The following is an 11950-nucleotide window of genomic DNA, read 5'->3' on the forward strand; positions in this document are numbered from 1 at the left end:
TGCCAAAGGAATAGCCGAAGCCAAGGAGGCGCTACGAGTTAATAATTTATCAGAACAAGAACGAGTAGCTTATGAGCGTTATATCAACAACAAGCGTGACGAAGCCAGTATCCTGAGTACCCAAGAGTTTGAGACCAAATGGCAAGTGGAACAGGCAGAAATTAGAGGTATTGAAAAAGGGATGCAACAAGGAAAACAAGAAGAAAAAATAGCGGTCGCCCGTTCCTGCCGGGAACAAGGTTTAGATGTGGAGACTATTATGAAAATTACCCAACTTTCTCGGGAAGAGATTGAATCGTTGTAACTCCATTCTCTATTCCCTGTTCTCTGGGTACAGGGCTAGATTTAGTACAATTTACCTATAATAGAGAACAGTAGCACCAGCACAAGACAATGCCAGACACACATATTCGCTTTGATTGGGCAATCAAAAAACTGCTGCGGAATAAAGCTAACTTTGGTGTTTTGGAAGGGTTTATAAGTGAGTTGTTGCATTTTGATATTACCATCAAAACCCTTCTGGAAAGCGAAGCTAATCAAGAGACACTCGATGATAAAACTAACCGAGTTGATATTCTCGCTGAAACCACGGATGGCGAGCTTGTCCTGATTGAAGTACAAAACAACCCTCAACACGATTATTTCCACCGTATGCTCTACGGTGCGTCTAAGTTAGTCACCGAATACTTAGACAAAGGTCAAGAGTACGGTCAAATTAAAAAAGTCTACTCAATCAATATAGTCTACTTTAACCTGGGAATGGGAGATGACTATATTTATTCCTATCGGGGAGAGTTCATTGGGGCTAATCTCGGGGATATCCTGCAACCGACAAAAACTCAGGAATTTAAATTTCACATCAATAAAGTAGCAGATATCTTCCCAGAATACTACCTGCTGAAAGTAAGGAATTTTAAGGATTTAGCGAAAAACCCCTTAGATGAATGGATTTATTTTCTGAAAAACAGCGACATCAAAGCGGAATTTTCTGCCAAAGGAATAGCCGAAGCCAAGGAGGCGCTACGAGTTAATAATTTATCAGAACAAGAACGAGTAGCTTATGAGCGTTATATCAACAACAAGCGTGACGAAGCCAGTATCCTGAGTACCCAAGAGCTTGAGACCAAATGGCAAGTGGAACAGGCAGAAATTCGAGGTATTGAACAAGGAAAAAAAGAAGAAAAAATAGCGATCGCCCGTTCCTGTCGGGAACAAGGTTTAGATGTAGAGACTATTATGAAAATCACCCAACTTTCTCGGGAAGAGATTGAATCAATTAAGAATTAAGAATTAAGAATTAAGAATTGAGAATTGAGAATTGAGAATTAAGAATTGAGAATTTGTAATTCTACATTTTGCCTTCTACATTCTACATTCTACATTCTACATTCTACATTCATTCTTCCAGCAAGCCATCACAAAACGCCTTCAGTTCCGGATTGACAGAACTATTCCTAAAATAACTACCTAAGCAAGCGCAACCCCTAGCTAAGAGTCCATCCAAGGTGTCCACCCGCCACAGCTTGATGGTATCCTCGTTGATGGTATCCTCGTCTATGGTAGCCAGTTGCCTCCCATCTGGGTGGAACACCAGGCGAGTCCCCTCGAATTGGGCAATTTGCCTACCCGCTAAATCCCACAGGCGCACGGTACTGTCATTTCCAGCGCTAGCAAGCAATTGACCATCCGGGCTAAATTCTACCTGGTCAACTTTACTGTGATGGTCTGTAAATGCTTGGACTTGACCAGTGTTGACATCCCACAATCTCACCATTCCATCCTCTCCAGCGCTAGCCAGCACCTGACCATCCCGGCTAAATTCCACCTGGCTAACCTGACCCTGATGCCCCTTCAATTCTTGGACTTGCCTAGTTTTGATATCCCACAACCTCACGATTCCGTCAACTCCAGCGCTAGCCAGCAGCTGACCATCCCAGCTTAATGCCATCTGCCAAACCCAACCCCGATGCCCCTTCAATTCCTGGACTTGCGCAGTGTTGAGATCCCACAACCTCAGGATTCCGTGCTGTCCAATGCTAGCCAGCAGCTGACCATCCCGGCTGAATTGCAACTGCTTAACCCAACCCTGATGTCCCTTCAATTCCTGGACTTGCTCAGTGTTGAGATCCCACAATCTCACCATTCCATCCTCTCCAGCAATAGCCAGATGCTGACCATCCCGGCTGAATTGCAACTGCTGATCGCGATCCCGATGCCCCTTCAATTCCTGGACTTGCGCAGTGTTGAGATCCCACAACCTCACCATTCCGTGCTCTCCAATGCTAGCCAGATGCTGACCATCCCGGCTGAATTGCAACTGCTTAACCCAACCCTGATGCCCCTTCAATTCCTGGACTTGTCCAGTCTTGAAATCCCACAACCTCACGATTCCGCCCTCTCCAGCGCTAGCCAGATGCTGACCATCCCAGCTGAATTGCAACTGCCTAACCCTACCCTGATGCTTCCATAGTCTAGGATACTGAATGTGGTCAAGAATCTGTTGTAAAGCGAGTATTGGACTAGCAGCGGGATAGTCTTTCAAGGGAGTATTTTTCGTCACCATTGCTTTCAAAGCTTTCCCGGTCTCCATAGCTGCTATTAAGGCATCAAACGGGCTATGCTTCAATTTAAATTGATTAAGATGTTCAACTCCTGCTCGTTCTAGTTTTGTTGCTTCTCTGGCTCGGTTAATTTCTTGTTGGGCAGCTTCTAGTTTTGCTGCTTCATCATATCTCTTACGAATCGGGTCTACTAAATAATCATGAACCAACTGATATAAGTCTTCTGTTCCTAGTGGAATATTAAACACTAAACCCGAGGCTACTATAATCTCCAAAATCATCCTGATCTGCTCTAGGTTTAAGGTCAAACCAGTAGCTAATTGAGTCGCGGTTATTAAGGGTCTCAGTTGCTTGTTGTCGGTCAATATAAACAACAATTTCCAGGTAATTTCTCGGTATTTCGATCCACAATCCGTAACCACAGCGTCCAGATAACGCTCTACTAGTTTTTCCTTATCGCCCCCTTGCTTATACCTCTCCAAGGTGACAATTCCCTCGGTTTCTAATTGTGCTCCCACCACCTGCAATTCAATCGGTCGCACTTCTCCCGTTTCTGCTGCTAAATCTTTCACCAATTGCTCAATTAACTTTGGTTCTAAGGGAAACTTAGCCTGGTCCGTTAACCGTTCAATCACCGCTTTGGCCTGGGATTGAGTAAAATTCCCTAAGTAATAGATGACATCCTTGCTGAGGATATCATTATTGACAACATCTAAACTAATCAGGCGGTTGTTACATTCTAATAAATAATAGATATAATCTTGCCGCAAAGCCAGAATCACCTTCACGGCCTCAAGGTCTAGACAGTCTTTTAAAAATTGATAAAAAACTCGCCGCTGCTGTGGCTGAGGATACTGAAAGAAAAATTCTTCAAACTGGTCGAAAATTAGAACAGTCAGTCGATTAGTGTCAGCCTTGTATCCCAGCTGGTGGAGAATTTTTCCCAGAATTTCTTTTCCATCTCCTCTCTGGTCTGTTCCAATTATCCTTTTAGCCAAGCTATGCTGCCACCGTTTATAAACTGTCAGCAACACTGGCTCCACATCCCGAGCAGAAATAATCTCTTGCTGTAATCTCGGAATTAAACCAGACTGAAGTAGAAAACTTTTACCCACGCCAGAGGAGCCACAAATTACCGTTAGTTTGTGGTCTTTGCGAGCAATACGCTCAACTAAGTCATTAATCGCTTGTTCTCGACCAGAGGCAGCAATGCGATCAGCCACTTGAGTATCCCTGATGCGTTGGTTGAGGGACAATTGACCAACCCCCACAAATGCCCGAAACCGGAACTGATACTCGATTGATTGCTGGTATGCTTTAACTGAGAACGCTTTTTGATACTCCCCTTGGTCAAAGTAGAGCTGTCGCAATTCTCTGAGAATTTTAATATATAGATAGGGATTAAAGTTAGGATTGGTGTGGTATTGGGCTTCCTCTAGATGCCAAATCCCGTAGTCGGGTTCACCGAGATGGTTGTAGGCTCTGGCTAAGGATAAGCGATACCAACCTTGATGAAGTCCCCACGCCCAGTCCAACTGCTCGAGAGTCAGGTCACCAGGGCGTTGCACAGAATGCTGGGCATCGGTAAGGATGTCCAGTGCTTTAGTGGCCAATTTCTTGACCCGAGGCCATTGGGAGCGAGCAATGGCGACTTGTGCCGCTAGAAAGCCGTAATCATGGGCAAGCCAGACCGGGTTGGGATATTTTTGATGGAGGGTTAAGGCTTTTTTAGCTAACTGATATAACTCATGCCATAGCCCTAGTCTTTGTAGAATTTCCCCCAAGGGATTGATAAACTTAGCTACTAAGTCGAAACGCTTGGCTTGATCAAAGGCTTTATGCGATCGCATAAAATATTCCCTAGCCCGTAGGCAATTTTCCTTACCCTGATTCCGGTCTTGATCGGCATAGCTATGGTACAATTGCCCCATATGGAACAGAACACATCCGTATCGAATGAAATGGTTCCCAACGGCAGAGCGGTGAGAGGGGTAAGCTTCCAGAATACCTTTCCACAGCTCTATACTTCGTTGATAATGCTCTTGGGACTGGTTGAGATCATCGGGAATTCCTCGACCTAAGATAAATTCCACACTGGCTTCTAAGTCTGTCTCTAATGGTACCTGGCGATGTTGCAAGTCTTGCCAAGCTTGGCGTAAGTCAGCCAGCTGCTGGTTACTGATATTCTGTCCATGGTGAAGACCCCCAGCGGCTCCAGCGGCTAAGACTTGAGCAAACCCAAGATCAGTAACCTGTTTGATAAATTTAATTACTTTAGCGGTAGAGATTTGAAAGTTCAGGGTTGAACCGGTTCCCCAACTGGCCAAATCCCTGGCAGAGCGCAGGAATTGGGAATAGACTCGATCATCTACCCAAAATAAAACCGGGACATGGAACTGTTTGCGAAACTCTTCCCGGACTCGATTGGCTAATCTCAGCAGTTGCTCAAGGTTCCTTACCACCTCAAAGCCATACACCATAATCCCTTGGGGCGGTTGTTGTCCCAGTTGGGATTGAATCTTGCTGTATATAGTCCTGTAGAGCTGGGTCACCTCGGGAGTTAACCCAATCGGTAAAATCTCTACCGAACAAACCTCTGCCAGCTGTTGAATCAACTGGTCTCGCCACTGGGTATAATTACAATGGGCAAAGATTAAGGAAAATTCCTGTTCACTGGCTCCCATTTCCATTGCCCAAGCCAGCTGCTTCAATAGCTGTTGATGATTAGCTTGTTGGTGATGATCCTCTGGCTTACTATTAGTCATTGAGTTATGGCAATCGGTGTCATGGTGTTTCCAAATTCAACAGACCAATAATTACCAATATCAATCTCAAAGCGCATTCTTGCTAACCCAATTGCCAATTCCCGATTCCCGATTCCCGATTCCCGATTCCCGATTCCCTCTCCTACAACTTGCCCGTTTCTACCAAAATCGGATTGACTGTAAACCAAGACCCTTGAGTGTCATAGTATTCATACACAAATAGACTACGCACCAGTACTCGATAATGGTCGTCACCACTTACTTCTTGGTTCTGATGCACCTGACGCAATAATTTCCACTCCTCTTCATCAATAGCTAATCGGATTTTATTGCAGCGACTACCAATAACCTGGTCTAACCCTGCCCGGGATAGGGGTAACTTGCCCTCCAGCATAATCCAATCCCGAAGCATTGCCAGTAACTCCCGCACATGACCACCACTGATAGCACAGAGTTTGTCAAGGGTTTCTGGTGCATCAAACACTTCCGGAATCCCCTGCAACCGTTGCGCTGGTGCTAGCTTAGGGAAAGCTCTAGCCATTACCATTGCTCTGAGCTGCGCCATTCCTTCCTCACACTGCTTACCATTCCGTTGCGTCACTGGCACCATGGGCAACACCTTCGGCTCAACCCCGAAACGATTGGTAAGCCGAACGATATCATTACAGAATCGTAGCCCTAGGGGCATGGTATAAATCACATGACAGTGGAGTTGGCGCAACTGTTCTCCCCGGTCTACAAATAAATATTCCGGTTGTGGTCTCCCCCAAGACTTCGGCACAATTTCCACCCGGTCAAGGTTATCCACGATTACCACTAGTCCCCGTTTTCCCTGGTGTTGGAGTTGAGCGATCGCAGGTTCAATCAACTCCGTATTAATGACATCAATAATGGTTTTGGTACGAGGTTCAATATAATCCCGCAACCGATTACGCAAGGTTGGGCTATTTTTAGCTTTCGTGGTAATCTTGGCAATCCCTGCCGATAAAGAATACTCTCCCTGTTTTTCCTTGACCCCAAACTCACCAACCTTGGGAATCTTAACCTCAACCCCAGTCACATCGGAACCCAACAATGTGGTAATTTCCTCTAGGAAAGCTTTAAAGCCTTTTAGTTGTAAGTTAACCTGGCTAGCTTCCAAACTTTCACTGACCTGGCGAGCAATAACTAATAAAATATCCCCCACATCCACATCATTCATCTCCAAGTCTTGATCCGACTCGAAGTAAACCACATGAAAGTCTTCTTTTAGCAACTCAGCCTTGAGTCGAGATAATTCCGTAGACTTACCACAACCAATATGTCCGGTAAATAATTGACAGGTGGGCTGGTCTTCCGAGAATAGAGTAATTTGCGCTTTCAGTTGCTCAATCAGTGCTCCCCCCCGGACAGAAGAAAAATCGATATAGAGCTTCTGGTCTTCTGCCTGGGTGAGATCGAGGGTTTTGCTTGGGTTAGTGGCTTTGTAAAACTGGGTGAAATTTAGAGTCATCAGGCGTGGGGTGTGGGGTGTGGGGTGTGGGGTGTCAGATCATCAAGGGTTCAAGACTGTATATGTATCATAAGTAATGCTGCGAGTTCTAATTCGTTTTTGGGTACACTAATAGGTAATTTTTGTCTATAGTAATCCATTGCACTAAGGGTAGGCTAATTTAAGCAAGTGCGATCGCATCAGCCTCTGAACCTGGTGATTGAGCCTCTGAATCTCGTGAACGAGTCTCTGAATCTCGTGAACGAGTCTCTGAACCTAATCAGCCACTTGTGTAAAGTAATCTATAGCCTTTCTCATCCTGATCAGGTATATTTAATTTTCTTACTCCTATTCCCTGTTACCTGCTGCCTACTCCCTACTCCCTGCTCCCTGCTCCCTGTTCCCTCTCCCCAGTCTTATGCACAATTTCATTCCTCCAGAACGCTTTTTCCCTTATCTGACCTGGACTGATATCGAACAGATGCCAGACAAAGAAAATGTTGTGATTATTCAGCCGGTCGCTTCCATTGAGCAGCATGGCCCCCATTTACCGCTGATTGTAGATGCGGCGATTGGGGTGGGAGTCTTGGGCAAAGCCTTAGGCTGCTTAGACCGAGAAATCCCGGCTTATGCTTTGCCTCCCCTTTATTACGGTAAATCTAATGAGCATTGGCATTTTCCTGGCACCATTACCCTTAGTGCTCAAACCTTGCTAGCGGTGCTGATGGAAATGGCTGATAGTATCTATCGGTGTGGGTTTCGGAAGTTAGTACTGATGAATTCCCATGGCGGACAACCCCAAGTGATGGAAATTGCAGCACGGGATATTCACCAGAAGCATGAAGACTTTATGGTCTTCCCCTTGTTTACCTGGGGCGTGCCTAACATGGCCAAGGAATTAGCCACCCAGAAAGAATTAGAATTAGGGATTCATGGGGGGGATTTAGAAACTAGTCTCATGCTCTGTCTACTCCCCGGTCAAGTGAAAATGGATCGGGCAGTAAAGGAATATCCCCAGGGATTGCCCGAGGATAGTCTATTGAGTATGGAAGGACAATTGTCCTTTGCTTGGCTGACCAAGGGGTTGACTCAGAGTGGAGTACTCGGGGATGCCACAGCAGCAACTGAGGAAAAAGGCGATCGCTTATTAGCCTCTCTTTGTGATGGTTGGGTAAACGTGATTCGGGATATCTATCGGTTTCAGCAGCCTGATGTAACGAAGAGGTGATGGCTGGCGGGAATCGGGAATCGGGAATCGGGAATCGGGAATCGGGAGGGTTGGGAGGGTGGGAAGTGTGGGGAGAGGGGGAGGTGTGGGAGGTGTGGGAATAGCCAAGAGGCAAGAGTAACCCACCCCTAACCCCTCCCAGGAGGGGAATACAAGAGGCAAGAGTAACCCACCCCTAACCCCTCCCAGGAGGGGAAGGCAAGAGGCAATGGTGCGCCCTTGTCCCATAGTGCTGCATCGCTTTTATGATAGTGTTTTCGTCAATTTTTCTGCCCTGAGCGGGAGTTTACTGTTCCGAAGTTCTCCACAACTCCAGGCTGATCAATGCGGATGGCGAGACTCGAACTCGCATGGCTTTCGCCACACGCCCCTCAAGCGTGCGTGTCTACCATTCCACCACATCCGCTAATAACTCATTTCGTAGGATAACATACAACAGTACTGAGCTGCAAAGCCTAGCTCAAAAAATGCTGTCAAAATTGAAGGGAGTAGGGAGTAGGGAGTAGGGAGTAGGGTAAGAGTTTGTTTAGTCTGGGTCTCGGAGGTGGGTAGGGGGGGAATGGGTAAAAATCCTGTCTACCTCACTCGTGATGACAATTGCGATAGTTTATAAACTATGTTCCTCCCCACACTTCCCACACTTCCCACACTTCCCACCCTCCCCACACCTCCCCATCAATCTTAGTTTTAAATCTCAAATAAAAACCCTATATAGCCAAGCTATTCTATGAAATTTTCAAAGATCTTAATTGCCAATCGTGGGGAAATTGCCTTACGGATTATCCGAACCTGTGAGGAGATGGGGATTCCCACCGTTGCAGTTCACTCCACCATTGACCAACACGCTCTTAATGTCCAACTCGCAGATGAAGCGGTTTGTATCGGGGACCCCCCCAGCAACAAAAGTTATTTAAATATACCTAATATTATTGCTGCAGCCCTCACTCGCAACGCCACTGCCATTCATCCAGGCTATGGTTTCCTATCAGAAAATGCCCGTTTTGCTGAAATCTGTGCTGATCATCAGATTTCTTTCATCGGCCCTACCCCAGAAGCGATCCGAGCCATGGGGGATAAATCTACGGCCAAAGAAACCATGCAACGAGCTGGTGTGCCCACAGTGCCCGGAAGTGATGGATTAGTCAGCTCTGAGCTTGAAGCTCATGCGATCGCATGTCAAATTGGGTATCCTGTGATGATTAAAGCCACTGCTGGTGGTGGAGGAAGGGGTATGCGCCTGGTACAGGATGACAGCCAATTGATTAAACTCTTCCAAGCTGCTCAAGGAGAAGCCCAAGCTGCCTTTGGTAATGGCGGGGTATATATTGAAAAATTTATTCAACGCCCTCGCCATATCGAGATTCAAATTTTAGCTGATAGTCACGGCAATGTAATCCACTTGGGTGAGCGAGACTGCTCGATCCAACGCCGTCACCAAAAGCTACTGGAAGAAGCCCCTAGCCCAGTGCTTGACCCAGAATTGCGGGAAAAGATGGGTAATGCTGCGGTAATGGCCGCTAAGTCCATCAATTACGTTGGAGTTGGCACAGTAGAGTTTCTCTTAGATGCCTCTGGTGAGTTCTACTTTATGGAAATGAACACCCGAATTCAGGTAGAACACCCAGTCACCGAGATGATCACCGGTCTAGACTTGATCGCCGAACAAATTAAAATTGCTCAAGGGGAGAAACTAAGCCTGACCCAAGACCAAGTTACTCTCAAAGGTCACGCCATCGAATGTCGGATCAATGCCGAAGACCCAGACCACAGTTTCCGTCCCCAACCAGGACGAATTAGTGCTTACCTACCACCAGGAGGACCATGGGTGCGCATGGATTCCCATGTTTACCCCGATTACGAAATCCCCCCCTATTACGACTCTCTGATTGGCAAATTAATCGTTTGGGGTCCCACCCGTGATGCTGCCATTCAGCGCATGAAACGAGCCTTAAGGGAGTGTGCCATTACCGGAGTCACCACCACCCTGACTTTCCATCAAAAAATCCTAGAGACACAAGCCTTTCTTGAGGGTCAAGTCTATACCAATTTTGTCGAGAAGGAGATGATGAACTGAACCGCAGCTATGCTGAAGGCAGAGAGCAGAATTAAGCTGTTGTGCATTTAAATTCCACAACAGCTTAGTCAACTAGTCAAGCAGCATAAAATTATTAAAATTTTTGTTAAATAAAGTTTAAATTAAATTCAAATAAATTAATTATCTTATAAAATATCCCTTGTCAAAATTTTGATTTTACTAGGGAAGTATAAAAATGTTGAGTGAAGTATTGAACAAAAAACACACCAAGAATTTTTGGGTATACGATGCAGATAAGAATGGATATGTGGAAAAAGCCGACTTAGAGCAATGCGCTCGTAATCTGGCTTTGCTACGAGGTTGGAAAGCTGGAATGCCAGAATTTGAAGATATTAGTGCCAAATATGCGGCAATTTGGCAGAAATTATTCCAGCCTGCCGATATCAATGGTGACGGAAAAGTAGAATTGGAAGAGTATCTGAAGGTGGCCGACAAATCGATTGCTAATTTTCCTAATTCAGCAGAACTTCAAGAAGCTCATAGTGCTAAAGCAAACATTATCTTCAGTATCTTGGATAGCAATGGTAATGGTACAATTAGTCTGGCGGAATACAAACAATTTTGTAAAGCAGTACAGCTCGACGAAGATATTGCTGAAGTAGCTTTTGCCAAGTTAGATCAAAATGGAGATGGAGTGATATCTAGTGATGAATACTTAGAAAGAAGTAAGGAATTTCATACAAGTGATGACCCTAATGCACCTGGTAACTGGCTTTACGGCTCCTATGAATAATTGGAATGTAACCTTCAACCTTCAACCTTCAACCAAACAACCTTCAACCTTCTAAATCATCATCCTCAGGATTCCCTGCTGACCTAAAAGAATTTCCCGCAGCAGGCTGAAAATCCCTACCCAAATAATTGGGCTAATATCAACCCCACCAATGGGAGGGACAATTTTACGCATTGGCACTAAAAAGGGTTCCGTTGGCCAAGCTACTAGATTAAATGGCAAACGATTTAGGTCTACCTGAGGATACCAGGTCAGAACAATGCGAAAGATAAACAAGAAGATCATTAGTCCTAGTAACGGACCAAGAGTCCAGATAGCAATCGTAGCAGCAGTCATGGCTTATTTATTCTAATGATCACAATTGTATTGCCGGTGCCACCTTCAGCGGTCAGCGGTCAGTGGTCAGTGGTCAGCGGTCAGCTTATTTTATTCAAAAGCACCTCAAGTACAGTGGCACAGGCTTCTAGCCTGTGAGCCCTAGCGGATTAGCTGATAACTGATACGCGACACGCTGATAACTGATAGCTGAATGCTTACCTGCCGCCTTAGGTGGCTAGGTGGCTTACCAGTGTCCTTGTGATTGTAGTTAATTTAATTTAAAGTTTCTCAATAATAGTATCATGTTCTTGTAAGCATTCAGCTATCAGCCGTGAGCCAAAGGCTCACGCTACTTGAGGTGCCGTCAGCTAATCAACGGGTAGTAAACCAGCTGGGGGGTGCTGGTACGGCTGGTTTAAAATCCCTGCTGGTTTTACTCATCCGACCCCGTGCAGTTATGGCTCCTGCTAGCACCTCAAGTAGCGTGGGCGTAGCGCATAAGCTGATAGCTGAATGCTGAATGCTTAATCAAAAACAAGGTTTACAAATTAACTAGGAGTTTTTATGACACCTTCATTAGCCAACTTTTTGTGGAGTTTACTTTGGGGTACTGCCATTGTGGTTATTCCTGCCACTGTGGCACTAATCGTCTTTAGCCAGAGCGATAAGATCAAAAGATCATAACAAAATCTCTACTATCTATGCCTTAAACGAACTAAGGCGGAGCTTTGATAGCAGGAAATTGAGTGGGTTCACAACCCGCTCAATTTTTGTATTCA

Annotated in this window: 10 protein-coding genes, 1 tRNA gene and 1 pseudogene; 7 read left to right on the forward strand and 5 right to left on the reverse strand. The window is 45.5% G+C overall.

Annotated features, from left to right (window positions below):
* A pseudogene (locus F6K53_RS27080) lies at positions 1 to 304 on the forward strand (hypothetical protein); the annotation flags it as partial.
* A gap of 89 nt (positions 305 to 393) precedes the next feature.
* Entirely contained in the window at positions 394 to 1287 is an 894-nt protein-coding gene (locus F6K53_RS27085) for an Rpn family recombination-promoting nuclease/putative transposase (protein WP_293082763.1), read from the forward strand.
* Between the two features lie 109 nt (positions 1288 to 1396).
* Here the strand turns inward: F6K53_RS27085 and F6K53_RS27090 are convergent, their stop codons facing one another.
* Genes F6K53_RS27090 through F6K53_RS27100 form a run of 3 tightly spaced genes read right to left on the reverse strand, consistent with a single transcriptional unit; the run spans position 1397 to position 6818 of the window.
* Positions 1397 to 5326, reverse strand: coding sequence for a hypothetical protein (locus F6K53_RS27090; protein ID WP_293082766.1), 3930 nt, complete (start codon positions 5324 to 5326; stop codon positions 1397 to 1399).
* Positions 5323 to 5514, reverse strand: coding sequence for a hypothetical protein (locus F6K53_RS27095; protein ID WP_293019439.1), 192 nt, complete (start codon positions 5512 to 5514; stop codon positions 5323 to 5325). Before F6K53_RS27095 ends, F6K53_RS27090 begins: the two co-directional genes overlap by 4 nt.
* Positions 5469 to 6818 (reverse strand): ATP-binding protein, encoded by a 1350-nt coding sequence (locus F6K53_RS27100; protein WP_293082769.1) that lies wholly within the window; start codon positions 6816 to 6818, stop codon positions 5469 to 5471. The genes F6K53_RS27095 and F6K53_RS27100 overlap by 46 nt, the downstream gene beginning before the upstream one ends.
* Positions 6819 to 6986: 168 nt before the next feature.
* Between F6K53_RS27100 and F6K53_RS27105 the strand changes: the two genes are divergently transcribed.
* The gene (locus tag F6K53_RS27105; RefSeq protein WP_143727928.1) at positions 6987 to 7268 is read left to right on the forward strand and encodes a hypothetical protein; all 282 of its coding nucleotides are present in this window, start codon (positions 6987 to 6989) and stop codon (positions 7266 to 7268) included.
* Positions 7216 to 8025 carry a creatininase family protein gene (locus F6K53_RS27110; RefSeq protein WP_293019445.1) on the forward strand — a complete coding sequence of 270 codons (810 nt, stop codon included), beginning with the start codon at positions 7216 to 7218 and terminating at the stop codon, positions 8023 to 8025. Before F6K53_RS27105 ends, F6K53_RS27110 begins: the two co-directional genes overlap by 53 nt.
* Positions 8026 to 8350: 325 nt before the next feature.
* On the opposite strand, the gene F6K53_RS27115 is transcribed toward F6K53_RS27110, so the two are convergent.
* Positions 8351 to 8431 (reverse strand) — tRNA-Leu (locus tag F6K53_RS27115).
* A gap of 321 nt (positions 8432 to 8752) precedes the next feature.
* Here F6K53_RS27115 and accC point away from each other — a divergent pair.
* Positions 8753 to 10099 (forward strand): acetyl-CoA carboxylase biotin carboxylase subunit, encoded by a 1347-nt coding sequence (gene accC / locus F6K53_RS27120; RefSeq protein WP_293047782.1) that lies wholly within the window; start codon positions 8753 to 8755, stop codon positions 10097 to 10099.
* 196 nt (positions 10100 to 10295) lie between these two features.
* A complete protein-coding gene (locus F6K53_RS27125) occupies positions 10296 to 10853 on the forward strand; it encodes an EF-hand domain-containing protein (protein ID WP_293019448.1) in 558 nt (185 codons plus the stop codon).
* Between the two features lie 51 nt (positions 10854 to 10904).
* Here F6K53_RS27125 and F6K53_RS27130 read toward each other — a convergent pair whose 3' ends face one another.
* Complete coding sequence (locus tag F6K53_RS27130; RefSeq protein WP_008186608.1) at positions 10905 to 11189, reverse strand: YggT family protein; 285 nt, start codon at positions 11187 to 11189, stop codon at positions 10905 to 10907.
* Between the two features lie 546 nt (positions 11190 to 11735).
* Here F6K53_RS27130 and F6K53_RS27135 point away from each other — a divergent pair.
* Positions 11736 to 11855, forward strand: coding sequence for a photosystem II reaction center X protein (locus F6K53_RS27135; RefSeq protein WP_075905548.1), 120 nt, complete (start codon positions 11736 to 11738; stop codon positions 11853 to 11855).
* The last annotated feature ends 95 nt before the right edge of the window (positions 11856 to 11950 follow it).

The organism is Moorena sp. SIO4A1, from assembly GCF_010672065.1.
Classification (GTDB): domain Bacteria; phylum Cyanobacteriota; class Cyanobacteriia; order Cyanobacteriales; family Coleofasciculaceae; genus Moorena.